General features: G+C 43.5%; 22 protein-coding genes. 11 read left to right on the forward strand and 11 right to left on the reverse strand.

The window, feature by feature from the left end; genetic code table 11:
- Positions 1 to 140 precede the first annotated feature (140 nt).
- From OGM16_04600 to OGM16_04615, 4 genes are all read left to right on the forward strand, one after another.
- The gene (locus OGM16_04600; GenBank protein UYJ47558.1) at positions 141 to 917 is read left to right on the forward strand and encodes a phosphatase; all 777 of its coding nucleotides are present in this window, start codon (positions 141 to 143) and stop codon (positions 915 to 917) included.
- Entirely contained in the window at positions 914 to 1897 is a 984-nt protein-coding gene (locus OGM16_04605; GenBank protein ID UYJ47559.1) for a LysR family transcriptional regulator, read from the forward strand. Before OGM16_04600 ends, OGM16_04605 begins: the two co-directional genes overlap by 4 nt.
- Before the next feature lie 156 nt (positions 1898 to 2053).
- A complete protein-coding gene (locus OGM16_04610; protein UYJ47560.1) occupies positions 2054 to 2473 on the forward strand; it encodes a transcriptional repressor in 420 nt (139 codons plus the stop codon).
- A 182-nt stretch (positions 2474 to 2655) separates the two neighbouring features.
- Positions 2656 to 3201: an NADH peroxidase gene (locus tag OGM16_04615; protein ID UYJ47561.1), complete on the forward strand. Its 546-nt coding sequence runs from the start codon at positions 2656 to 2658 to the stop codon at positions 3199 to 3201.
- Positions 3202 to 3613: 412 nt separating this feature from the next.
- Here the strand turns inward: OGM16_04615 and OGM16_04620 are convergent, their stop codons facing one another.
- From OGM16_04620 to OGM16_04670, 11 genes are all read right to left on the reverse strand, one after another.
- Positions 3614 to 4264, reverse strand: coding sequence for a GntR family transcriptional regulator (locus tag OGM16_04620; GenBank protein UYJ47562.1), 651 nt, complete (start codon positions 4262 to 4264; stop codon positions 3614 to 3616).
- Between the two features lie 290 nt (positions 4265 to 4554).
- Positions 4555 to 5532 (reverse strand): uroporphyrinogen III decarboxylase, encoded by a 978-nt coding sequence (locus tag OGM16_04625; protein UYJ47563.1) that lies wholly within the window; start codon positions 5530 to 5532, stop codon positions 4555 to 4557.
- A gap of 298 nt (positions 5533 to 5830) precedes the next feature.
- On the reverse strand, positions 5831 to 8461 hold the full coding sequence (locus OGM16_04630; protein UYJ47564.1) for a cation-translocating P-type ATPase: 2631 nt from the start codon (positions 8459 to 8461) through the stop codon (positions 5831 to 5833).
- 346 nt (positions 8462 to 8807) lie between these two features.
- The gene (locus OGM16_04635) at positions 8808 to 9689 is read right to left on the reverse strand and encodes a YitT family protein (GenBank protein ID UYJ47565.1); all 882 of its coding nucleotides are present in this window, start codon (positions 9687 to 9689) and stop codon (positions 8808 to 8810) included.
- A 177-nt stretch (positions 9690 to 9866) separates the two neighbouring features.
- The gene (locus OGM16_04640) at positions 9867 to 10877 is read right to left on the reverse strand and encodes an ATPase P (GenBank protein UYJ47566.1); all 1011 of its coding nucleotides are present in this window, start codon (positions 10875 to 10877) and stop codon (positions 9867 to 9869) included.
- A 36-nt stretch (positions 10878 to 10913) separates the two neighbouring features.
- On the reverse strand, positions 10914 to 12356 hold the full coding sequence (locus tag OGM16_04645) for a carbon starvation protein A (protein ID UYJ47567.1): 1443 nt from the start codon (positions 12354 to 12356) through the stop codon (positions 10914 to 10916).
- A gap of 158 nt (positions 12357 to 12514) precedes the next feature.
- Positions 12515 to 13258 (reverse strand): LytTR family DNA-binding domain-containing protein, encoded by a 744-nt coding sequence (locus OGM16_04650; GenBank protein UYJ47568.1) that lies wholly within the window; start codon positions 13256 to 13258, stop codon positions 12515 to 12517.
- Between the two features lie 41 nt (positions 13259 to 13299).
- Positions 13300 to 15000 (reverse strand): histidine kinase, encoded by a 1701-nt coding sequence (locus OGM16_04655; protein UYJ47569.1) that lies wholly within the window; start codon positions 14998 to 15000, stop codon positions 13300 to 13302.
- A 106-nt stretch (positions 15001 to 15106) separates the two neighbouring features.
- Positions 15107 to 15535: a ribose 5-phosphate isomerase B gene (rpiB, locus tag OGM16_04660; protein UYJ48391.1), complete on the reverse strand. Its 429-nt coding sequence runs from the start codon at positions 15533 to 15535 to the stop codon at positions 15107 to 15109.
- A 17-nt stretch (positions 15536 to 15552) separates the two neighbouring features.
- A complete protein-coding gene (aroC, locus tag OGM16_04665; GenBank protein ID UYJ47570.1) occupies positions 15553 to 16665 on the reverse strand; it encodes a chorismate synthase in 1113 nt (370 codons plus the stop codon).
- A gap of 1 nt (position 16666) precedes the next feature.
- Positions 16667 to 17728: a lactonase family protein gene (locus tag OGM16_04670; protein ID UYJ47571.1), complete on the reverse strand. Its 1062-nt coding sequence runs from the start codon at positions 17726 to 17728 to the stop codon at positions 16667 to 16669.
- Between the two features lie 654 nt (positions 17729 to 18382).
- On the opposite strand from OGM16_04670, the gene OGM16_04675 reads away from it, so the two are divergent.
- The 7 genes from OGM16_04675 (at position 18383) to OGM16_04705 (ending at position 24556) form a co-directional block, all read left to right on the forward strand.
- Positions 18383 to 18916 carry a helix-turn-helix domain-containing protein gene (locus OGM16_04675; protein UYJ47572.1) on the forward strand — a complete coding sequence of 178 codons (534 nt, stop codon included), beginning with the start codon at positions 18383 to 18385 and terminating at the stop codon, positions 18914 to 18916.
- Between the two features lie 231 nt (positions 18917 to 19147).
- A complete protein-coding gene (locus OGM16_04680; protein ID UYJ47573.1) occupies positions 19148 to 20224 on the forward strand; it encodes an ABC transporter ATP-binding protein in 1077 nt (358 codons plus the stop codon).
- Positions 20217 to 21056: an ABC transporter permease gene (locus OGM16_04685; GenBank protein UYJ47574.1), complete on the forward strand. Its 840-nt coding sequence runs from the start codon at positions 20217 to 20219 to the stop codon at positions 21054 to 21056. Before OGM16_04680 ends, OGM16_04685 begins: the two co-directional genes overlap by 8 nt.
- Positions 21056 to 21847 (forward strand): ABC transporter permease, encoded by a 792-nt coding sequence (locus tag OGM16_04690; protein ID UYJ47575.1) that lies wholly within the window; start codon positions 21056 to 21058, stop codon positions 21845 to 21847. Before OGM16_04685 ends, OGM16_04690 begins: the two co-directional genes overlap by 1 nt.
- Positions 21848 to 21875: 28 nt before the next feature.
- Complete coding sequence (locus OGM16_04695) at positions 21876 to 22979, forward strand: ABC transporter substrate-binding protein (GenBank protein ID UYJ47576.1); 1104 nt, start codon at positions 21876 to 21878, stop codon at positions 22977 to 22979.
- Between the two features lie 219 nt (positions 22980 to 23198).
- Positions 23199 to 23597: a metal-dependent transcriptional regulator gene (locus tag OGM16_04700; protein ID UYJ47577.1), complete on the forward strand. Its 399-nt coding sequence runs from the start codon at positions 23199 to 23201 to the stop codon at positions 23595 to 23597.
- Between the two features lie 113 nt (positions 23598 to 23710).
- The gene (locus OGM16_04705) at positions 23711 to 24556 is read left to right on the forward strand and encodes an alpha/beta hydrolase (protein ID UYJ47578.1); all 846 of its coding nucleotides are present in this window, start codon (positions 23711 to 23713) and stop codon (positions 24554 to 24556) included.
- The last annotated feature ends 78 nt before the right edge of the window (positions 24557 to 24634 follow it).

The following is a 24634-nucleotide window of genomic DNA, read 5'->3' on the forward strand; positions in this document are numbered from 1 at the left end:
CACCGTTTTATTTGGAAAATTGCGTCAGTTTTTTCTTTTTTTCGCCCTTTTCTCCCTTAATTTGCTATGCTATACTTGATTCAGTACAGAAAGATTCCAAAAAACATATAATTTTCTAATTTAAGAGGTATTTTACATCCATGAAAGATATTTTAGACCTTCACACACATACTATTGCCAGTGGCCATGCTTACAATACTTTATATGAAATGGCACAGGCTGCAGCTGATAATGGACTGGCACTTTACGGCTGTACGGAACATGCCCCTGCTATGCCAGGCACCTGCCACGAATTTTATTTTACCAATTTTAAGGTGATCCCAAAAGTGATCCGGGGTGTGCCTGTGCTTATGGGCGCGGAACTGAACATCCTGGATTTTGATGGAAATATAGATCTGAGTGAATATTATTTAAAGAAGATCGACTATGCAGTTGCCAGCCTTCACACTCCCTGTATTGACAATAACGGCTCTGTTGCCGATTATACACGGGCTTATCTGAATGTAATGGAAAATCCTTATGTAAATATCATAGGACATCCTGATGATTCCAGACTGCCTGCTGACTGGGCAGAAGTGGCAAAGGCAGCCGCCAGAAACCATAAATTGCTGGAAGTAAATAATGCTTCCTTAAATCCTTTAGGTGCCCGCAAAGGTGCAGGAGAAAATTATAAAGAGCTTTTAACAGCGTGTATGCGCTATGGCACTTCTATTATCATTGACAGTGACGCCCATTGCGAAGCAGATGTGGGAAATCATACTCTGGCTCATGCACTTTTAGAGGAAACCGGCTTTCCTGAAGAATTGATCGTCAATACTTCTTTAGAAAAAGCTGCCGCCTATATTCCAAAATTAAAACAGCTCCTTGCTGAAAATGAAGCATTCCGAAAAGCTGCCGAAAGGAACACTGCCCTATGATCAACTTTCTGAACCTGGAATATTTTCTGGTAGCTGCCGAAGAGTTAAACTTTACCCGCGCTGCCAAACGCCTTTATATCTCCCAGCAGTCATTAAGCAACCATATTTCCAACCTGGAAAAGGAATTTGACGTTGTTTTGTTTAACCGTACTTCACCACTGACACTGACCTATGCGGGACAGGCCCTTCAGACCCGGGCCAGACAGCTTCTGGACTTAAAAGACGAGACCTATAAGGAAATCTCTGATATTAAGGATTTCTCTACCGGCCAGCTTTCTATTGGTGTTTCCCATACCAGAGGACGTTTTATCCTTCCTGAGATCCTTCCTACCTATCAAAGGGAATTTCCGGGAATTGAACTGCATCTGGTGGAGGGAAATTCCAGTGAACTGGCAAATGACCTTCTCCACGGAAATATTGACCTGATGATCGACCTTCTTCCTTTTACAGCGGAAAATGTAGCTACTGTACCCATCTGCCGGGAAGAGATCCTTTTAATTGTTCCCGACGAAGTGATCCACAAGGCCTATCCGGACCGTTTTGAAGAGATCAAGAAAAAACTGTACCAGTCTGCTGACGTACGGCTTTTAGAAAATTGCCCCTTTGTCCTGTTAAAAAAAGGAAACCGGGTGCGTACCATTGCAGACGAGCTCTTTGAAGATACGCAGATCACTCCACACATTGTACTGGAAACAGAAAATATTGAAACAGTACTTGCTTTAAGTGTACAGGGAATGGGGATCACCTTTTATCCCCGTATGTTCATGTCCTCCAAACAAAACTTAAAGGCTTACCATGACTCCCTGATGAAACAGGCAGGTCTTAACCTGTTTTCTTTAAACTACCCAAGAGCCCATGGTACACTGGCCATCGGATATCACAAAGGACATTACATGTCCCGGGCAACCCATGAGTTTATCCGTACTGCCCTGGAGCATATTCCGTCCGCTGCCGGACTGCCCTTAAGTACAGATGTATAACTCCCTGGCATCTGTCTGCAATTTATTGTAATCATCCTGTTGTTACAGCTGCCTGTCAAAAGAAAGGAAATCTCCCCCTTGACTTTTCCTTTCTTTTTTGTTATATTAAAACAGTAACAATTATTGTTATTAAGTTTTATCATTAAGGAGACGCCTATGAAAACATTAAAGTATAGCCGTCAGAGAGAATCCATCAAAGCCAACCTGATGAGCAGACGCGATCATCCCACGGCAGACGCCCTATACGCCAGCATCCGCGAAGAATTTCCAAATATCAGTCTGGGGACTGTATACAGAAACCTGAACCTGCTGGTGGAGACGGGTGAAATCCTGAAACTGACCTGCGGAAACGGTCCGGATCACTACGATGGAAATGCCGCACCTCACTATCATTTTGTATGCAGGGAATGCGGACAGGTCTACGATATCGATTTGGATGAGATGACCGGTCTGAATGCTTCTGTCCAGTCAAAAGCCCCCGGAAAGATCGACAGCCATTCTATTTTATTTTATGGCCACTGCTATCAGTGCATGGAAAAAGACAAGACGGAAAATACTCTTAAAAAAAGCAGCTAAAAAGCACTGGATAAAAAGAGAAATAAATGAGAATTTCTCTTGACAATTTAAAAGAAATGTATTATATTAATATCAGTAATCATTACTATTATTGATTACAAGAAAAAATATTACGGTGACCAGAAAAATCTGGTTTCCTATACTATTAAATTTAATCTAAAAGAGAAAAGGAGAATATCATTATGAAGAAATGGGTTTGTACAGTATGCGGTTATGTTTATGAAGGAGAAAATCCACCTGAAAAATGTCCACAGTGCGGCGTTCCTGCTTCCAAGTTCAAAGAGCAGGCTGCTGATGAGATCTCTTGGGCATGTGAACATGAAGTAGGTGTTGCCCAGGGTTCCCCAGAAGATATCATGGCTGATTTAAGAGCTAACTTTGAAGGTGAGTGTTCAGAGGTTGGTATGTATCTGGCTATGGCTCGTGTTGCTCACAGAGAAGGCTATCCTGAGATCGGCCTGTACTGGGAGAAGGCAGCTTACGAAGAAGCTGAGCATGCGGCTAAGTTTGCTGAACTGTTAGGTGAAGTTGTTACCCCATCTACCAAGAAGAATCTGGAAATGAGAGTTGCTGCTGAGAACGGCGCTACTGCTGGTAAATTTGACCTGGCTAAGAGAGCAAAAGCAGCTAACCTGGATGCGATCCATGACACCGTTCATGAGATGGCTAAAGATGAAGCTCGTCATGGCAGAGCATTCGAGGGTCTGTTAAAGAGATACTTTGGCTGATCCGCTTTGATAAAAAGAAATTCCTGAAAAAAGCTCCGGTCCGGTTGGACTGGAGCTTTTTTATACTCAGATCTCTACTGCCTGCTTTCGCAGGCGGGATCTTCGTTAATGGCTTGTGAAAAACAAATGTCTGCTGCGCAGACGCTTGTTTTTCCCTGCGCTCATTTTTTTATACTCAGATCCACGCACTGGCGTGCTCTACTGCCTGCTTTCGCAGGCGGGATCTTCGTTAATGGCTTGTGAAAAACAAATGTCTGCTGCGCAGACGCTTGTTTTTCCCTGCGCTCATTTTTTTATACTCAGATCCACGCACTGGCGTGCTCTACTGCCTGCTTTCGCAGGCGGGATCTTCGTTAATGGCTTGTGAAAAACAAATGTCTGCTGCGCAGACGCTTGTTTTTCCCTGCGCTCATTACATGTTCATTGAATGCAGCGTTAGGATTTCTTCTTTGACTGCCAGTATATCCTTTTCCAGGTACATACATGCTTCGTCAATATTCCGTCTTTCCAATGCATCTACAACAGCTATATGATAACGGCCATTGGACTCATTCTTCCGCTGCCATGCAGACAGGAAATACTGGGAAATGTAGCGTGAACACTGGTGTATCATCTGCTGTAATGCCTCACAGCCGTAAACATTATTATTTAATGAGTACAGATAGGTATGGAATTCATAGTTCCTCTGCCAGTTTTTAAATACCACCCGGTCTACATCTGCCGAGTGCCTTTCTGCGATCTGCCGGAGCATGGCTATATTTTCCTCTGTAAGGATCGGAAAACTTTTTCTCAATCCCCCAAGTTCTACATCTACTCTGAATTCCAGAATATCAATGATCTCCTTTAATGTAACAGCCCGTACCTGGTAACCCATTCTGGGAATGTTTGTTAAAATCCCATCTTTACAGAGTTCTACCAGTGCTTCCCTTACTGGTGACTTGCTCACACCAAACTTTTCAATCATCTGATTTTCCGTAAGAATATCATTTGACTTATATTCGCCATTTGTTACAGCCTCGTAGATTCCTCTATAAACTCTCTCTTTTAAAGTTTCTTTTTGCATACATTCCCCTACATTACGATCGATTTAGTAATGCTTTCGCACCCAATGTTTTATTTTCCACTGAAAAGCCTGTTTTGTCAAGTTCCCAGAAAAATATATTCTGATCAGTCAACTACTTCATCCAGCTTTTTGATGGCTTCTACATAAATTTCAAAAGCTTTCTTTAAATGTTCAATCTCAATATATTCATCTGCCTGATGGGCACCGCCTCTTTCTGTGCCAAAACGCTTCTCTTTTCCTGGGATACCGGGGCCAAAACCAACTGCATGCTTTAACTTAAGATCTGTGTATTATAAGCTTCTTGCCTGCTCTACTGCAGCTCTTACCAGCTTCAGATCCTGCTCTGTTGCCAGTGTGCAGTCTGCGCCAAGGATAAAGCTGTCTCTTCCGAAGTTTTCAACAACCTTAATAACTTCTCTTCTTACGTCATATTCATCACCATCTACCAGAACACCACTGCGGTTCTCTAATCCGCCAAGGATGGTCTTTCCAGGGAACTGCTTCTTGCCATCTTCCAGGCTCATTGGAGCTTCATATACACCCCAGTTTACAACGTCAGACAGTGCAGCGTAGTCCTCATCATATCTCTTCATGTTCAGTCCACTCTTGCACATATGTAAGAAGCAGTAGCCGCCTGCATCTTTGATGGCTTTCATGATCTTTAAGTCAAATGGCTTGATCCATTTTGCAAACTCTTCGTCTGTATACCATCTGGTCTCTGCACCTAAGCCTGCGTAATATACAGAATCAACACCTGCATCCTTGATGTATCTTTCTGCCAGGATACACATACCATCAGCAATCCTCTCCATAGAATCTAACATCTTTTTCTCATCCCAACGGAGGAAATCTACCTGCATCTGACGAACCTGATCGTAATTGTAACCTTCACCCATTCTCTCTAATGGATGGATACCGGAAGCGCACATACCATGTAAGGTACCCATGGTAAAAGCATCCTTATCAGCGCCATCTAAGATCTTCTTGGTCATTTCGATCTGATCTTCAATGATATTGGTATTTCTGCTGAAAGATGGGATCAGTTCATAGTAATCCTTTGGAGTGCGGATCATTCCATAGTAAGGTACCAAATGCTCATTCATAACCTTTACAATATCTGTATCGGTCTCTTTAAAGAATTTTAAATGAGCAGCTACTGCCTCATCACCCACTGCCTGATTCTTTGGGAAATGCAGGGAAAAAGATGATGGGATCGCATCTACATGCTTTCCTTCAATTGCCGCAATTACTCTTTCACGCTTTGTCATTTTACTGTTCCTCCTGATATTCTTTTTAATATTCTTTGTAATATTATTATAGTCATTGTAGACCTTATTTTCTGTAATGTCAATAGTGTTTTCCTGTAATTTGCACAATTTATTTTTTGTAAGCGCTTTCTTTTTGCCCATTTCGCACAAAAGCGCAAAAGTATAAAAGGCAGCCCATAAAACGGCTGCCTTTTATATTACCCACTTTTCAAGTGGGTTTCAAGTAGTTTTTCACATTTTTTACATTTTTTTACATTTTTCCTTATTTGATACCATTGACATCAGATCACTCACTGCTTTACGCATTTATGATCTTACGTCTTAACTGGATAATGGCTGTAGGAATAAAAGCCAGCACTGCCACCTGGACCATAGCTGTTACAGGCATAGTCTGTATCTGGAACAGTCCATGCAATCCCGGAATAAAAATAACCAGTCCAAGGAATGCAGCTCCTGCCGCAAATGCGTAAATACTGTAAGGATTAGTGGTAAAGCCCATCTTAAAAATGAACTGTTTGCCTCTGCAGTTAAAGCCATGGAACAGTCTTGCCAGAGTCAACGTGGAAAATGCCATGGTAGAAGCCATAGCCGCACCACCATTTTTTAAGCCCAGATAAAAAGCGGTGATGACTGCAACTGCGATCATTGCACCCTGGGATACCATTTTTATCATAAAATCCCTTGTCATAAGACCTTCTTTAGGATCTCTTGGCTTTTCTCTTAAAAGACCTTCATCTGCCGGTTCCATGCCGATGGCAAGAGCCGGCAGCGAATCCGTAAGAAGATTGATAAACAGCAGCTGAACCGGGGCAAACGGCACTGGCAGTGCCATAAGGGATGTATACAGTACAGTGAAAATAGCAGCTGTGTTTCCAGAAAGCAGGTACAGCACTGCATTTTTAATATTTCTGTATACATTACGTCCGTTTGCAACCGCCTTGATGATCGTAGCAAAATTATCATCTGCAAGGATCATAGCTGCAGCATCCTTGGAAACCTCCGTTCCTGTGATGCCCATTGCTACGCCAATGTCCGCTTTCTTCAATGCCGGGGCATCATTTACGCCGTCACCGGTCATAGACACAATATTTCCGCGCCTCTGCCAGCCATCTACGATACGGATCTTATTTTCCGGTGAAACTCTGGCATAAACAGATATTTTATCGATCTTTTCATCCAGCTCTGCATCACTTAGAGCATCCAGCTCCATTCCTGTAAGAGCCATATCACCATCCTTGAAAATACCAATATGGCGGGCAATAGCGGTAGCTGTTACCTTATGGTCACCAGTGATCATAACCGTTTTGATACCTGCCTGGGCGGCCTCTGCCACTGCCTTTACAGACTCCGGTCTTGGTGGGTCCACCATGGAAATAAGTCCTAAAAAGGTATAGCCGCATTCCGTGTCCACGCACAGAACCTCTTCTGACTCTTTATAGGCAAATGCCAGCACACGAAGTCCGTTTTCCGAAAATTTCTGATTCTCCAGGCGGATCTTTTCTTTCTCTTCTTCTGTCATCGGACGGATGCCGTCACTGTAGCGCACATTAACACAGCGGTCCAGCAGCACATCCACAGCTCCTTTTGTAAGGATCGTAGGAACACCGTGGATATAATATTTTGTACTCATCAGTTTCCGGTCTGAATCAAAAGGAACCTCTTCCATACGGCACATCACATTTCGCAGGGCATCCTCATGAACCCCCATTTTTCCTAAATAGCTTTCCGGAAGTACCTGTATATTGCGGAACATTTCAAGAAGAGCATATTCTGTAGGATCTCCAATGCCTTTTCCATCTACAATGCTGGAATCATTGGTAAGCACTGCATCATAAAGCAGATACCTCTGGGTCTGGTCAGTAATATCCATGTCTATGCCATTTATGACTTTTCCGTCTACATACACCTGCTGGACCGTCATTTTATTCTGGGTCAGTGTACCTGTTTTATCAGAACAGATCACAGATACGCAGCCCAGACTTTCTACGGCCTTTAACTTCTTGATAATAGCATTTTCTTTTGCCATTTTCTGGGTACCAAAGGCCTGGACAATGGTCACAATGGAAGTCAGGGCTTCCGGTATGGCTGCTACTGCCAGAGCCACTGCAAAAAGCAGTGAATCCAGAAGAGTCATTTTCCGGAACATGCAAAGAGCAAACACCAGCGCACAGACTATCATGATCAGCACTGCCAGCTTCCCGCTGAATTGATCCAGACTTTTCTGAAGGGGTGTTTTCCGCTCTTGCGCGCTGTTCATCAGTCCGGCTATTTTACCGATCTCTGTATTCATACCTGTAGCTGTGACCAGGACAGTAGCTCTTCCGTATGCTACCAGGCTTCCGGAATAAACCATGTTGGTGCGGTCTGCCAGCGCCACTTCCCCTTCCAGGGCCATTTCCTGCTTATCTACATTGGTAGATTCTCCTGTAAGGGAGCTTTCATTTACCTGAAGGGAATAATTATGAAGGATCCTTCCGTCTGCAGCTACCATATCTCCTGCTTCTAATTCCAGGATATCTCCCGGCACCACATCTTTGGCCGGCATTTCCTGTTTTATGCCATCCCTTATTACTTTTGCCGCCGGTGCTGACAGCTGTTTTAAACTCGCCAGTGATTTTTCTGCCTTTACATGCTGTATGGTTCCCAGGACTGCATTCATTACAAGGACAGCGAAAATAACGATGGTACTTTCCTCATTTCCGGAAAACATGGATATAATAGCTGCTCCGATCAGGATCACTACCATCAGGTCTTTAAACTGATCTAAAAAGACCTGAAACGGGCTTTTCTTTTTGCCCTCTTTGAGCATATTTTCTCCTGCTTCCAGACGTATTTTTCCCGCCTGCTCTGTAGTCAGTCCCTGTTCTGATGTCTGACAGGCCTTTAATGCCTCTTCAGGCGACAGGTTCCACATATTTTTTTCTGTCATAATGCTCCACTCCTTCTTTATGTTCTCCCAGAATCTTTTTGTACCTGATTTTATGAGAAGACTCCGAGAGGACATCTTTTAGTATGCCAGGAAAAGTTCCTTTAAAATCAAAAAAGCGGGACTTTTATTGCACAAAAAATATGCAATAAAAGTCTCGCTCCATTTACATATGTACTGTCCGGCTGCAGGTCTAATGTATCTTCACTATCCTGCTGCGTGATGACGACCAGCACAACACCAAAAACCGGTGTGAACTACTCCCTGATATCTGAACTTAAAATAACACAACCTGCGGCAAAATGTCAACAGGTTTAATCCTGTTTTCCGGCTTTTTATCTGTATATTTTTATCTATACCGTTTTTTCATGGAAAATCCACGTCCGCTGACTTCACTGACACGGTTCACAACCATAAAGCTTTCAGGATCGATGGTATGGATCAGTTTTTCAATCTTTGGCACTTCCCTGTTGGAGATCACACTGAAGATCATCTGGGTCTGCTTCTTTAAATAGCCGGTCTCACCAGATAACATTGTCACGCCCCGGTCCATTTCTGCCAGGATGGCTTCGCGGATCTCCTGAGCATGTTCGCTGATGACTCTTACTTCTGTACGGGTAGTTCCCATTAACATCAGTTTATCTAAAACCAGTGTATAGGTCATGACCAGGATCAGACCATAAAGTACCTTTTCCGGCGGATTTCCTACTGCCTGGACCAAAAGGATGCAAAAGTCAAACACATACATGGAAACAGAGACCGGGATCTTGAAATAATAGTTCAGCACCAGAGGGGGAATATCCATACCACCAGTAGATGCGCCTGCACGGATCACGATCCCTAATGAACCGCCAATGCCAAGTCCCGAAAAAACAGTGCATAAAAACAGATCCTGTGTCAATACAAGATCGCCGAAAAGCTTTTCAAAAAATCCAAGGGCGATCGGATAAACAAAGGTACTCACAACCGTTGTAAGGGCAAATTTACGTCCCATAACCTTCCAGCCGATAAGAAGCATGGTCACATTAAATATAAATACAAAAGAAGCTACCGGCACTCCAAAGGTACGGTTTAATGCCAGACCAATACCTGTAGTTCCGCCTGTCAGCAGCCCCGCCGGCATTAAAAACAGTTTCACAGCCAGTGCATACAATATATTTCCCAATATGACCACAGCCAGGGAACCTGCTTTCTGTGCATGGTCTTTCCAGTTTTCTGCTTTTGTTTCCATCGTAACCTCCTCCTGAATCAGTGAACGCGCCACTGGCGTGTTCTCCATATGCTTTGGCAAAAAAAACGCCTGTCAGGGAATTTTCCCTAACAGACGTGGATCAAGGCTTCTGCCTAATACAGTTTTCAGTATAAAGAACAGATGGGATTCTGTCAAGACAGATCCCGCTGGAAATATTTATTGATAATCATTTATAAGAAACAATGGCTTTATGGCCATAATCTCATCATACTCTTCCTGAGATACCTGAACCTGGGAATTAACCTGTTTCAGGTCTGCTTTTACCTGTTCCAAGGCTGCTATCTGGCTGTCTGCCCGTCCCTGACAGATCACCTGGATCATCCATTGAAGAGTAACAGGATGCAGATAACGAAATGGGATCTGCATTCCTTTAGTATAATCTTTGCCATATTTTTCCACTGCCTCTTCTGCTGCTGCAAGCCGGCTTTCAATGGCTTCCCGGTTATTGCGGCTGGTCGGCATTACATTGGCTCCAGAAAAAAGAAAGATCGCTGCAATACCAAACAAAACAAACCATACTGCAAAAGGTGCCTGCGTCCTTAGGGAAATAACACCGTATGTCAAAGCTGCTATACCTAAAAGAACGAAAAATAACGCTCCCCATTTATAATAAGGTTTTGTCTGTTCATATGTACGTTTTTTACGGGCCGCATTGGAAAGCTCTGTAAAAAGCACTGGTTTTTGTTCCAGATACTCTTTTGCCTCAAGCAGCTGTTCTACTGTTTCCCCTGCTTTTTCACTTAGTGGTACTGTTTTTTTCTGCCTCTTTAGTTTCTCTTCTTCTGCCATGCGGACTTCCGCTGCATGACTGACTGTTTTGATCTGGGGAAAATCCTGCCGGATCCATGAAAGAAATATGTCCACCTGATCTTCATATTTAAAGTTACACTGCTTTTCCTTACCATCCTCATATACAACTACCAGATAAGGGATCGTAGCAAACATACCTTTCCCGCTGAATCCTCCTTTGCTCATAGCAACACGCTTAAAAACACGGGAAACGGATCTGACCGGTATATAATACTGGCGGTCAATATAAAAGCTGTTCAGATACAGTGCCTTTTTACCAACCCCGCAGGGACCGATCTTTTTGCAGTTTTTCCGGTCTGCCAGAAGCTCTTCTTCAGATAATCCATCATTTCCAAGTTTTTGCGGCTTTAAGAACATACCGATCCGCCTCCCTTTTTTATACATCTTTTATAGTTATGCAGCCTGCTGCTGTTTCTTTGTTGCATGAAGGAAAATCCCCAGGAATACAACTGCCAGGATCAAACCGACCGGATATGCAACACCAACCCCCAGATTCAGGCACTCTGGTGCGCAGAAGAAATACGTCATGGATACCGCACTCATAAAAGTGCCAGGTACTGCTGCGATCCAGTAATTCTTTTTTGCCTTATACAGATACATTGCTGCAGTCCACAAAACGATCATAGCCAGCGTCTGATTGGTCCAGCTGAAATATCTCCATACAATGCTGTAATCCATATGTCCAACAATAGCACCTATACCTAATAGCGGAACACACAAATATAAGCGATTTTTCCAATGTTTCTGATCGATCTTAAACCAGTCAGCCAGTGTCAGTCTGGCACTTCTGAATGCTGTATCACCAGAAGTGATCGGGCATGCGATAACACCTAACATTGCGAGGGCAATACCAACACCACCCATTGTTTTCTTACATACATCATAGATTGCTGCTGACTGACCATTCTTCATGATCTCAGCAAGACCTGTATTTAATCCACCTGTTACCTCATACAGGGAACAGCCAGCTGCAGCCCATATCAGCGCGATAACGCCTTCGCATACCATGGCACCATAGAATACAAAATGTCCCTGCTTTTCTGACTTCATGCAGCGTGCCATCAACGGAGACTGTGTTGCATGGAAACCGGAAATTGCACCGCATGCAACAGTAATAAACATAAAGCTCCATATTGGAGTTGCACTTGGATGCATATTTCTAAAATTAGTCCAAATCTCTGGGATCGTATATTCCGGTTTTGTGAAAATACCAAATGCAACGCCCAGTGCCATGATGATCAGACAGATACCAAAAATCGGGTATATCTTACCAATGATCTTATCAATGGAAATGAATGTTGCGATAAAGTAATAAGCCAGAATGATCCACAGCCACAATTCTTTATTGGCTGCCAGTCCGCTTACACCGCTGTTTCCAAACAATGTCACAATAAGACCTGCAGGTCCTACTGCAAATACAGTACCTACCATAACAAGAAGTACTACACTGAATACACGCATTACATTCTGCATCAGATGTCCCAGATAAATACCGCATACTTCGGAGATAGATGCACCATCATTTCTTTCAGACATCATACCAGAGAAAAAATCATGGACACCACCAGCGAAGATAGTACCAAATGTGATCCATAAAAATACCACAGGCCCCCAGAGTGCGCCTTGAAGTGCACCAAAGATCGGTCCTAATCCAGCGATATTTAATAACTGGATCAGAAACAATTTCCACTGAGGCATGACTACATAATCTACACCATCATTGATCTTTACCGCCGGCGTTTCACGATCATCGGGGCTGAAAATGTTATTTACAATATTGCCGTAAACAAAATAACCTCCGATCAGCAAAACCAGACAAATGATAAAACTTAACATATGTCCCCTCCTTATAAATTGTTTATTTTGCCCATTTTTTTCTTTGAGCGTCCTCATTGTACTTCAATAAAAACAATTTTAAAAGAGTTTTTGCATGAACGGCAGTCTGTCATACATAAACGGCAATCCTGAAGGAATAAACAGCAGCCAGGTCCGTATTATATGTTTAAGATCTGTTTTAAAGTCTTTAGCTTTTCTCTTCCCACAGGAAGAACTGTGTTTTCATATCCCTTTAATTTCAGAGCAAGACCATTTCTTGTCCACGGAAATATTTCCGTAATGCATTCCAGATTTACCAAATAGCTTTTGTGAATCCTGAAAAAGCCATATAGATGCAGCTTTTTCTCCAGATCACCTAGCAACTGATTTACCTCGTAGCTTCCTGTTTTTGTATGAAGCAGTGTCCCCCTCCCCTGTGTTTCCCCATATATGATCTGAGATATATCTAAAAAACGGATGCTGTGATTTACCTGGACCGGAATCCTGACAGATGCCCCCACTGCTATTCCCCGGACTGCCTCTGCCTGTTCTTTGCTTTGTTCAGGATCTTTCATACATTTTTCAATTACATGACGTACCCGGTCCGGATCAAAAGGCTTCAAAATATAATCATCGATCTCCATTTCAAATGCCTTGGCTGCATAGCGGGAATAGGCAGTAGCAAACACAATCTTTGCCTGGGGAAAAAGTTTTTTTACCGTTGCTGCCAAAGTTGTTCCTTCCATATCATTTAAGTTGATATCAATAAAAAGCATATCAAAATCATCTTCCTTATTAAATAGTTCTAAAGCGCTCCCGCCACTGTCTGCTTCCTTTACAATGCAATCCGGTTTTATATCTAAAATCTGGCTGATCAGTTCTTTTCTTGCCGGACGTTCATCATCAACAACTGCTATTTTCATTTGTTTTCTCCTCTTTTTCTGGCTTTTTCCCTTTTCAAGTGTTATTCTGCATGTGTTGCTTCTGGTATGTCAAAAGAAACGCAGGCACCTTCTTGTGTATTCTGAAGCAGAAGGCCACTTTCATTTCCGTAAATGCTCTTTAAACGCTCGTGTACATTCTTAAGTCCTACTCTGTTTCCATTTTCTCCACAGTAAAACTGCTCCAGCATTTCTTTTGGAAATCCTTTTCCGTTATCTTTTACTGCAATATGAACGCATTTATGCCCATAGGTATCTTTTGCATAACAGGCACAGATCATAACCGTACGAATCCCATTTCTATCAGCTCCGTAGCGGATGGCATTTTCCACCAGAGGCTGAAGGATAAAGGAAGGTACCATACAGTCAAAATCTTCTTCTATATCCATAGTCACCTGAAGTTTCTCCTCAAATCTGGCTTTCTCCAGCTCCAGATATGTATTTATATGATAAAGCTCTGTATGTAAGTTTAACATATACTGCTCATTTTCCAGTGTCTGCCGGTAATAAGAAGCAAGAGTAAGCAACAGCTCCCGTGCTCTTTCAGCGTTTTCACGGCAGATAAAGGAGATCGTATTTAAAGCATTATAAAGAAAATGAGGGTTTACCTGGGACTGCAGTGCCTTCAATTCTGCCTGCCTGCGAAGTTTCTTCTGGTATTCCAGATTGGATAATTCCAGCTGGGTAGAAAACAGCCTTGCAAGCTCTTCCATGAATTTTAAGTCCATCTGTACAGCATGCCTGCGCTTTTTTAGCACAATTGTCAGCCCGCCAATGGCATGTTCTCCTTCTAACAATGGTGCCGTTACAATAATCTGATCCTTTAACACATTTTTCATATTGTCAGGAAAATCTGCCTGTTGAAAATACGTAGGTTTCAGATCTGTGACCGATTGTAACACAGGTGTAAGAAAACCTGGATCTGCCAGACACTCATAGGCTTTTTTGGTGCGGATCGCAAGTATCTTTTCCATATCTGTGATCACAACTGCCGAGCAGATGATTGAGTGAAAAATAATCTGTGCAGCTGCTTCCATATCTTCTTTACTTCTGAGGCCTTTTCTCAAATGTGGCAAACTCTGATCCACGATCCCGAAACACAGGCGCATTTTTTCTGCAAACTGCCCTTCTTTCCGGATAAATACCATATCAAAGGTCCTTAAGAAAATAAGCATACCGCAAGAATTCATCATAATCATAGGAACAGCGATCTGACGGATCAAATGCCAGGCTGCATCAAAAGGTTTTGAGATCAGAAGGATAATGACCATCTGCCCCACTTCCGCTGCTGCTGTCAAAACACAGATTTCTGCCTGCTTCATTTTCCCTGATTTAAACCTTGCAGAAAATACAGACCCCAAAATCCCTTCAACCAAAGTAGACACAGCACAAGATACAGCTGTAAAACCGCCAATATCAAACAGATATCGATGAATACCTGCGATCAGTGCTGTTAACATCCCCACATAGGGTCCGCCTAAAAGTCCTGCTGCCAGTACACCAATCACACGGGTATTGATGATCGCCCCATCTGTGTACGTCCCTGTGTATGTAGATACGATACTGATGATACCAAAGATCACCGCAAGTGCTGTTTTTGAAAATATACTGCTCTGTTCCTCTAAAAACAGCGTCCTGACAAACTCCAGATTCGTAAGAAGAGCCGCGATCAGTACAAGAAGCCCAATATTTAAGAGCATGTTAAAATAGGTTACATCTACCATAATAATGATCTCTTCCCTATATAATTTCAGGCGTTCCGAAACCTGATCTTATTCGGAACGCCTGATCGTTTGCAGTTATTGTGCGTTTTAGCGCAAAGTTCATCCATTATCTGTTTTCAATATCCATTAACATCTGGACACGGCGCTCATGACGGCCGCCTTCGAATTCTGCATCCAGCCATGCTTCTGTGATCATCTTAGCCAGCTCACTGCCTACAACTCTTGCGCCAAATGCAAGTACATTGGAGTTATTATGCATTCTGGAAAGCTTTGCAGTATATGGCTCGCTGCATACACAGGCACGGATGCCTTTTACCTTGTTTGCTGCTAAAGAGATGCCTACACCGGTACCGCAGATAGCAATACCCAGATCAGCTTCGCCGGAAGCTACTGCACGGCCTACTTTCTCGCCGTAAACAGGATAATCACAGCTTTCTGTGCTGTTGGTTCCCAGATCGATCACCTCGTATCCTTTGCTTTCTACAAATTCCTTGATAATGTTCTTCAGTTCAATTGCGGAATGATCATTGCCCATTGCGATCTTCATAAATATTAAATCTCCTCTTTATTAAAAAATTTTTTAATACGATCCAATCTGGATGTCATGGACATTAAAAGCAGGTCTGCTGCTGTAAGTGCAGCCATTGCCTCCACTACTACAACGGCTCTTGGCACGATCACCGGGTCATGACGGCCCTTAATCTGGATCTCCTGTTCTTTTCCATAGCGGTCTACTGTCTTTTGTACCTGGGAAATAGAAGGAGTCGGTTTAAATGCCGCCCGCATCACTATCGTGCTTCCATCACTCATACCTCCTAAGGTACCGCCGGAATGGTTGGTCACTTTTTGCGTTTTTTTGTCTTTTCCTATTACAAAGCTGTCATTATTCCGGGATCCTAAAGAAGCTGCTGCTTCAAAGCCATCTCCGATCTCAAAACCTTTCACAGCGCCAATTGACATAACAGCTTTTCCCAGTGCAGCGTCCAGCTTATCAAAAACAGGTTCTCCTACACCTGCAGGAAGTCCCCTGATCACGCACTCTACCACACCACCGCAGGAATCTCTGCGCTGCATCATATCTTCCATGTAGCTTTCTGCCTCTGCTGCTGCAGCCTTGTCCGGCATATATAAGCGGTTTTTGGAAATTTCTTCCATATCCATATGGCTGTGATCGATCTTTACAGGTCCCACGGCACTGGTATATGCCTGAACCGTGATCCCAAGACTTTCTAACAGTTTGGCTGCTATTGCTCCCGCTGCTACCCTTCCAATGGTCTCTCTTCCGGAAGAACGTCCACCGCCCCGGTAATCCCGGAAACCATATTTTTCATCAAAGGTATAATCAGCATGGCCCGGACGGTACACATCCATGATATTGCTGTAATCATGGGAACGCTGGTCGGTATTGCGGATCACAATGGAAATGGGTGTTCCTGTTGTTTTTCCCTCAAAAACGCCGGACAAGATCTCTGCCTTATCCCCTTCGCTTCTGGCTGTGGTAAATCTGCTCTGCCCCGGTTTTCTCCTGTCTAAATATTTCTGGATATCTTCTTCATTTAACAGAAGTCCTGCAGGACAGCCATCTACTACAACACCAACACCTGATCCATGGGATTCTCCCCAGGTGCTTATCTTAAAAATCGTTCCGTATACTGAACCTGACATGTTATTTTTCTCCTATTTTAACAATAGCGCAGCAGTTCGGTTCATTTACCGGAACACTTCTTCCGCTCATTACTAAAAGTCCTTTTTCATAATCAACCTTAAAGAAGCTGATCGTTCCGCTGTCATGGTTTACAGAAGCAATATGTTTTCCGTCCGGGAATACAGCTACATCCTTTGGATATGAACCGCTGATAGGCAGGCAGCATATCATAGATAAAAGTCCTGTTTCCTCATCTCTTTTGTAAACACTAATGGTATTTTCTCCTGCATTGGTGCAATATATATATTTCTGGTCAATAGACATTCTCATGGCACAGGCTGCAGTTAGGTTGTCCGGATTCTTGGTAGAGGTAGTAGAGATGGTCTGGATCTTTTCGATCACAGGCGCCCTGTCCCCGGTCTTGTAGGTATATACCTCGATCGCCTTCTTTAATTCATACATTAAATAAATAAACTTTCCATCCTTACTGTAACGGAAATGTCTCGGTGCAGACTCCAGATCACAGCGGATAGCATCTACCTGGACTAATTTCTGCTCTTTGTCATTAAAACGGTAGATCTTAACCTGGTCAATACCATTATCCACACTAAGGACAAAGCGATTGTCTGGCATTCTTCTGGTGCAGGTCACATGTGGGCGGAAGTTTCGCTCTGCCACACTGCCGTAGCCTCTGTCAAATACGCCATCTACGATCTTTCCTACAGAACCGTCTGGATTTAAGTTTAATACAGTTGTCTTTCCATCATGATAACCAGATACGAAAACGTACTTATCCTCCTCATCTGTACACAGATGGCAGCCTCTCATTCCTCTGATGGATGAGCTGTTTAAACGTGCCAGGCTTCCGTTTGGAAGGATGCGGAAAGATACAACTCCTTCATCTGCGATGGAGTACAGAGTCTTGCCATCACTGGATGCAATTACATAGGAAGAATTATCCACTTCGATCTCACAGCGCTCTTTAAACATTCCATTTTCTACATCTACATCAAATACAGTGATTCCCTTTGCCTTTCCTGTATAGGAATAGGAACCCACATACGCCATATACTTACCGCTCATACAGCTTACCTCCCTGGATTTTATATGTTCTCTCGGAATCTTTCTGTGCCTGATTTTGTGAGAAGATTTTTTGTCAGTTGTGCCCAAATTTCTGAGGTGTACGCGGTGCGTACATTGATGAAATTCGGGTGCGACTGGCGGGAAATCAGCCACAAAAGCAGGTACAGAAAAGACTCCGAGAGAACATTTATCTGTGTTTTCTGCTCTCGCATACTTTTGCGATCCGCTTGCAGGCACGCACTGACGTGCTCAACTGTCTGCTATCGCAGACGACCTGCTCGTTGATGAACGCCTGAAAAATAAATGCCGCAAGCGGCGCTTATTTTTCCTTGCCCACTCGCAGGCACGCACTGACGTGCTCAACTGTCTGCTATCGCAGACGGCCTGCTCGTTGATGAACGCCTGAAAAATAAATGCCGCAAGCGGCGCTTATTTTTCCTTGCGTTCATCATATCATAACTTTGTTCATTTGTTAACCTTTAAGTTTCAGAAAAAGTATTGACACTCTTCTCATTTAATGTATAATGGAACTCGTCTTTGTTTAATAACACTAAACTTTTTGCTTATTTTTACATTCAGTTAGTATTTGTAAACTTTGTGTATGATACAGGGAGCAATCCAGTATCAGGAACAATTCAAAAACAGGAGGCTATCATGGATATCGGCAACAAGCTGAAAGAACTGCGCGTTTTAAAGGGTCTGACACAGGAAGAGCTGGCAGACCGTTCAGAGCTTTCCAAGGGATTTATCTCCCAGCTGGAGCGCAACTTAACATCCCCCTCTATCACCACCCTTATGGACATCCTGCAGTGCCTTGGAACCAGCATCGGGGAGTTTTTCAATGAGGCTCCTGATGAACAGATCGTATTCGGAAAACAGGACTATTTTGTCAAGGTTGACACCGAATATAAAAACGAGATCAAATGGATCATTCCCAATGCCCAGAAAAATACCATGGAACCTATTTATCTTACCCTTGAGGCCGGAGGTTCCACCTGTCCGGATACACCTCATGAAGGAGAAGAATTCGGCTATATCCTTCAGGGAACCGTATCCATTCATCTTGGAAATAAGACTTATAAAGCCAAAAAAGGGGAATCCTTTTATTATACAGCTGACAAGACCCATTTTCTGTCCAGTAAAAGCGGGGCAGTTCTGATCTGGGTCAGCTCACCACCAAGTTTTTAATCTAGCACACCGTTTACGAAACGATGTACTAGTATATCACATATGTTCTCTCGGAATCTTTCTGTGCCTGATTTTGTGAGAAGATTTTTTGTCAGTTGTGCCCAAATTTCTGAGGCGTACGCGGTGCGTACGTTGATGAAATTCGGGTGCGACTGGCGGAAAATCAGCCACAAAGGCAGGTGCAGGAAAGACTCCGAGAGGACATCACATACGAAAAGGAGAACTGTGTACATGAGCCAGCCATTGATCGATTTACAGCATATTTCAAAAAGCTTTGACGGAGAAATGGTCTTAGATGACCTGAGTCTTTCTATAAAAGAAAATAGTTTCGTAACTTTACTCGGCCCCAGCGGATGCGGAAAATCCACCACTTTGCGTATTATCGGTGGTTTCACCCCGCCGGATAAGGGAACTGTTATCTTCGACGGTCAGGATATCACCAAATTGCCGCCAAATAAACGCCAGTTAAACACCGTATTCCAGAAATACGCCTTATTCCCCCATATGACCATTGCCGAAAACATTGCTTTCGGCCTGAAGATCAAAAACAAACCTAAAAGCTATATTGACGATAAGATCAAATATGCATTAAAACTGGTAAACCTGTCCGGTTTTGAAAAAAGAGATGTTACCTCTCTTTCCGGTGGCCAGCAGCAGCGTATCGCTATTGCAAGAGCTATTGTAAATGAGCCGCGGGTACTGCTCCTTGATGAGCCTTTAGGCGCTTTGGATCTGAAGCTGCGCCAGGACATGCAGTATGAGCTGATCCGCCTGAAAAATGAGCTGGGGATCACCTTTATCTATGTTACCCATGACCAGGAAGAGGCACTTACCATGTCTGATACCATTGTGGTCATGAACCAGGGCTATATCCAGCAGATGGGTTCCCCGGAACAGATCTACAATGAACCGGAAAATGCCTTTGTTGCAGACTTTATCGGAGAAAGCAATATTGTGCCAGGCCTGATGATCCATGATGAACTGGTTGAGATCTTCGGCGCCAGATTTGCCTGTGTTGATAAAGGATTCGGAAATAATAAACCGGTTGACGTTGTGATCCGTCCTGAGGATATCGACCTGTTAAAGCCGGAGGAAGGCACTCTCCAGGGTATTGTCACCCACCTGATCTTTAAGGGTGTCCATTATGAAATGGAAGTAACCACCCCGGATGGCTTTGAGTGGCTGGTACACTCTACTGATATGTTCCCTGTTGGCCAGCAGGTAGGTATCCATGTGGATCCTTTTGACATTCAGATCATGAACAAACCTGCTTCTGAAGATGAGGAGGCGATCGGAGTCAATGAATGATGAAAAGAAATCCGCGACCTTAGGAAGAGCACTTCTTTCCGGCCCTTATCTGATCTGGATGATCGGTTTTACCATTATCCCCCTCGCCCTTATTTTCTGGTTCGGCATTACTAATAAGAATGGCAGCCTGACACTGGCAAATATTACTGCCATTATGAATCCGGATCACTGGAAGGCTTTGTGGCTGTCTCTTGGACTGTCACTGGTCAGTACGATCCTCTGCCTGATCCTTGCTTATCCTCTTGCCATGATCCTTCGTGGAAGAGGCAGTTCTGCCAGCGGCTTTATTGTATTTATCTTCATCCTTCCTATGTGGATGAACTTTTTACTGCGTACTATGGCATGGCAGACATTACTTGAGCGAAACGGTGTGATCAATGGAATCTTAACCTGGCTCCATCTGCCGAAGCAGAACCTGATCAACACTCCTGCAGCTATCGTTCTTGGAATGGTATATAACTTCCTTCCATTTATGGTACTGCCCATCTACAACGTACTTGCAAAAATTGACGACAACACCATCAACGCCGCAAAAGACTTAGGTGCCAACACCTTACAGACTTTATTTTACATCTGGCTGCCTTTAAGCCTTCCTGGTATCATCAGCGGTATTACCATGGTATTCGTGCCCTCCCTCACTACTTTCGTTATCTCCGACCTGTTAGGCGGAAGCAAGATCCTTCTGATCGGTAATGTAATTGAACAGGAGTTTACAAAGGGAAATAACTGGCACCTGGGAAGCGGTCTGTCTCTGGTCTTAATGGTATTTATACTTATCAGTATGGCCATGATCGCAAAATATGATAAAAACGGAGAAGGGACGGCATTCTAATGACAAAAGGCAAAGAACGGTTTCGGAAGTTTATTTCCGACTTTTATTTAGTGATTATCCTTATCTTCCTTTATGCCCCAATCTTCACCATGATGGTCCTTTCTTTTAACCAGTCAAAATCAAGGACCCACTGGGGCGGCTTTACACTTAGCTGGTATACACAGATGTTCCAAAGCCGGGCGATCATGTACGCCTTATACACCACACTGCTTGTGGCAATGATCTCCGCACTGGTGGCAACTATCATTGGAACTGTGACAGCCCTCGCCATCAACCACATGAAGCCTGTGTCCAAAAATATTTTTATGGGAATCTCTAACATTCCCATGTTAAACGCGGATATCGTCACCGGTATCTCACTGATGCTTGCATTTATTGCCTTTGGGATCTCCCTTGGCTTTAAGACCGTGCTCATTTCCCATATCACCTTTAACATTCCTTATGTTATCTTAAGTGTTATGCCGAAATTAAAGCAGACGGATCGCTCCACCTATGAGGCGGCTTTAGACCTTGGCGCTTCTCCGGCTTATGCCTTTTTCCAGGTAGTTTTCCCGGATATCATGCCAGGTGTCCTCTCCGGTTTTCTGCTGGCATTTACCATGTCACTGGATGATTTCATTATCACCCATTTTACAAAGGGCGCCGGCATCAATACTCTGTCTACCTTGATCTACAGTGAAGTGCGCCGCGGTATCCGTCCTTCCATGTATGCCTTAAGCACCGTTATCTTTGTGGTGGTGCTGGTGGTACTGCTTATTGCAAATTTTCGGAAACAGCCGGAAAAAGACTAATATCGGAGACTGGAGGATCTAAGCTATCATGAAAATGCGTACATTCTGGGCTGCCGCAGCTGTTGCTGTAGGCTCCTGTGTGATATCCATTGCTATTTTAGGAGTTCCAGGAGCAGAAAACGGCGGCGGTACTTTAAAAGTATATAACTGGGGCGAATATATTGACGAGGATGTTATTACCCAGTTTGAAGATGAAACGGGCATTTCCGTTATCTATGACGTTTTTGAGACCAATGAGGAAATGTATCCGGTTGTAGAGGCTGGGGGAGTTAAATACGATGTAGTCTGCCCTTCAGACTATATGATCCAGAGAATGATCGATAATAATATACTGGCAGAGCTGGATTATGATAATATCCCCAATGCAGATCAGATCGGGGATCCTTACTGGAAAATGTCCCAGGGATTTGACCCGGACAATAAGTATTCCGTTCCTTACTGCTGGGGTACTGTAGGTATCCTTTATAATAAGCAGATGTTAGAACAGTTAGGCGTACCAAAGCCAACCAGCTGGGCTGACCTGTGGGATCCCAAGCTGGCAGATGAGATCTTGATGCAGAACAGTATCCGTGATGCATTTATGATCGCATTGAAACAGAAAGGATATTCTTTAAATACTTCTGACCCGGAGGAACTGGCGCAGGCAAGAGATATGCTGATCGAACAGAAACCCCTTGTCCAGGCTTATGTTATCGACCAGGTAAGAGATAAAATGATCAATGGAGAAGCTGCGGAAGGTGTGATCTACTCCGGCGAAATGCTTTACATCCAGGAACAGATTGAAGAGCTTGGCCTGAATTATGACCTGGAATATGTGGTTCCAGATGAAGGAACTACTCTCTGGATCGACTCCTGGGTAATTCCAAAAAATGCAGAAAACAAAGAAGCTGCAGAACAATGGATCAATTTCATGTGCCGTCCGGATATTGCAAAGAAAAACTTTGACTACATTACGTATTCTACCCCGAATACAGGCGCTTATGAGCTTTCTGATAAGGAGCTTCAGGATAACAAAGCCCTGTTCCCGGATATGGATTCCCCGGCAATGAAAAACAGTGAGATTCTCCGTTATCTTGGAGATGATACAGATAATATTTACAATGAAATGTGGAAAGAAGTTAAAGCCCAGTAATTCCCAGTTAAAGTTCCGCCAGGCCTCTTATTTCCATGCCAGATTTTGTTTTTCAGGGAATTTTATCAATAAGGATTTATTACCATTTCCATTACTTGTAAATATGGTTTTTCTATGTTAAAATTATTGTACTTAGTGGGAGCGTGTCTGAAAATTTTTGCCGCGATTTTCAGATGCGCTCTACGGCTACTTTGAGATCTGATGAAAGGACGTGTTGTTGTGAAAATACAGGAATCTGCGGAAAATTATCTGGAAACTATATTTATGCTCAGCAGGCATAAGCCTTACGTGCGTTCCATTGATATTGCAAATGAATTAAGCTTTTCCAAACCAAGTGTCAGCGTTGCCATGAAGAACCTGCGCGAAAATGGCTATATCCACATGACTGACCAGGGCCATATTACTTTGACACAGACCGGTCAGGATATTGCTAATAAAATGTATGAACGTCACATTATGCTGTCTAACTGGCTGATCTATCTGGGCGTGGATGAAAAGACAGCTGTGGAAGATGCCTGCAAGATCGAGCATGTACTCAGTGCCCAAAGCTTCCAGGCGATCAAGAAGCATATCACACAGGGAAATGAGCTTCCTGCTGATATGAAAGAAGATGAATAAACAAAAATAGTTTGAAAAAGAAGGACGGGGCGGTCACTGGTGGTGGCCGTCTTTTTTTGCAGAATGAGAGTTTTTCCGAAGAAATAATCTTTCCAAAGAAAGGACGTGTACATATGAAAGTAAAACATATTTCTATTGCAGTGGATCCTGAACAGACCGGAAATCCTGTTTTTGGTGCTCCGGCAGATCTTACTGCTTATATCCTGGAACCAGTAGAAGGGATCACGGATAAAAAAAGACCGGCTGTCCTGCTTTGTCCGGGCGGCGGCTATCATAAACTTTCGGGACGTGAAGATCAACCGATCGCTATGAAGTATCTGGCAGCTGGTTTTCATGTCTTTGTGCTTCACTACAGCCTGGTGCCGGATGTATTTCCACGGGCACTTATGGAGCTGGCGCTTTCCATGAAGCTGATACGTGAACATGGAAATGAGTGGAATGTAGATGTAAAGCGGATCGCTGTTTCCGGATTTTCTGCAGGCGGACATCTGGCGTGCTGCCTTGGAACTTTCTGGAATAAGGAATGGCTGTATAAGGCTTTGGAAGTGAAGCCGGAGATGATACAGCCCAATGGGATGATCCTTTGTTATCCGGTTATCACTTCCGAAGAATATTGTCATAAAGGGTCATTTGAATGTCTTATGGGGACTGAGGCTTCTAAGAAAGATATGGAACTTCGCAGGCTTCTGTCCTTGGAGTATCAAGTGGGTCCTCAGGTTCCAAAAACTTTTTTATGGCATACCTGGACGGATCAGTCAGTGCCAGTAGAGAACAGCCTGTTGCTTTTACAGGCTTTAAGAAAGGCCGGAGTAAACGTGGAAGCACATTTGTATCCGATGGGCCCCCACGGGATCGCCCTTGGAACAGAAGAAACCCAGGGAATCGATCAGAAATATCTGGCGCCTTATTGTGAAAGCTGGATGGGGTTAGCGATACGCTGGATTTCAGAACAGCTGTAATATTGTAACGCCATTATTCTCCCCACTGCTTTATCATGGATTACGCAGGCCGTCATTTCACTTATCAATTGTCCACAT

It is taken from the genome of Lachnospiraceae bacterium (assembly GCA_025758065.1).
Classification (GTDB): domain Bacteria; phylum Bacillota; class Clostridia; order Lachnospirales; family Lachnospiraceae; genus Enterocloster.

What these genes read in the sequence shown, in the direction of transcription:
- OGM16_04600 (UYJ47558.1), top strand. Translation starts at nt 141, where the DNA reads ATGAAAGATATTTTAGACCTTCACACACATACTATTGCCAGTGGCCAT.
- OGM16_04605 (UYJ47559.1), top strand. Translation starts at nt 914, where the DNA reads ATGATCAACTTTCTGAACCTGGAATATTTTCTGGTAGCTGCCGAAGAG.
- OGM16_04610 (UYJ47560.1), top strand. Translation starts at nt 2,054, where the DNA reads ATGAAAACATTAAAGTATAGCCGTCAGAGAGAATCCATCAAAGCCAAC.
- OGM16_04615 (UYJ47561.1), top strand. Translation starts at nt 2,656, where the DNA reads ATGAAGAAATGGGTTTGTACAGTATGCGGTTATGTTTATGAAGGAGAA.
- OGM16_04620 (UYJ47562.1), bottom strand. Translation starts at nt 4,264, where the DNA reads ATGCAAAAAGAAACTTTAAAAGAGAGAGTTTATAGAGGAATCTACGAG.
- OGM16_04625 (UYJ47563.1), bottom strand. Translation starts at nt 5,532, where the DNA reads ATGACAAAGCGTGAAAGAGTAATTGCGGCAATTGAAGGAAAGCATGTA.
- OGM16_04630 (UYJ47564.1), bottom strand. Translation starts at nt 8,461, where the DNA reads ATGACAGAAAAAAATATGTGGAACCTGTCGCCTGAAGAGGCATTAAAG.
- OGM16_04635 (UYJ47565.1), bottom strand. Translation starts at nt 9,689, where the DNA reads ATGGAAACAAAAGCAGAAAACTGGAAAGACCATGCACAGAAAGCAGGT.
- OGM16_04640 (UYJ47566.1), bottom strand. Translation starts at nt 10,877, where the DNA reads ATGTTCTTAAAGCCGCAAAAACTTGGAAATGATGGATTATCTGAAGAA.
- OGM16_04645 (UYJ47567.1), bottom strand. Translation starts at nt 12,356, where the DNA reads ATGTTAAGTTTTATCATTTGTCTGGTTTTGCTGATCGGAGGTTATTTT.
- OGM16_04650 (UYJ47568.1), bottom strand. Translation starts at nt 13,258, where the DNA reads ATGAAAATAGCAGTTGTTGATGATGAACGTCCGGCAAGAAAAGAACTG.
- OGM16_04655 (UYJ47569.1), bottom strand. Translation starts at nt 15,000, where the DNA reads ATGGTAGATGTAACCTATTTTAACATGCTCTTAAATATTGGGCTTCTT.
- rpiB (UYJ48391.1), bottom strand. Translation starts at nt 15,535, where the DNA reads ATGGGCAATGATCATTCCGCAATTGAACTGAAGAACATTATCAAGGAA.
- aroC (UYJ47570.1), bottom strand. Translation starts at nt 16,665, where the DNA reads ATGTCAGGTTCAGTATACGGAACGATTTTTAAGATAAGCACCTGGGGA.
- OGM16_04670 (UYJ47571.1), bottom strand. Translation starts at nt 17,728, where the DNA reads ATGAGCGGTAAGTATATGGCGTATGTGGGTTCCTATTCCTATACAGGA.
- OGM16_04675 (UYJ47572.1), top strand. Translation starts at nt 18,383, where the DNA reads ATGGATATCGGCAACAAGCTGAAAGAACTGCGCGTTTTAAAGGGTCTG.
- OGM16_04680 (UYJ47573.1), top strand. Translation starts at nt 19,148, where the DNA reads ATGAGCCAGCCATTGATCGATTTACAGCATATTTCAAAAAGCTTTGAC.
- OGM16_04685 (UYJ47574.1), top strand. Translation starts at nt 20,217, where the DNA reads ATGAATGATGAAAAGAAATCCGCGACCTTAGGAAGAGCACTTCTTTCC.
- OGM16_04690 (UYJ47575.1), top strand. Translation starts at nt 21,056, where the DNA reads ATGACAAAAGGCAAAGAACGGTTTCGGAAGTTTATTTCCGACTTTTAT.
- OGM16_04695 (UYJ47576.1), top strand. Translation starts at nt 21,876, where the DNA reads ATGAAAATGCGTACATTCTGGGCTGCCGCAGCTGTTGCTGTAGGCTCC.
- OGM16_04705 (UYJ47578.1), top strand. Translation starts at nt 23,711, where the DNA reads ATGAAAGTAAAACATATTTCTATTGCAGTGGATCCTGAACAGACCGGA.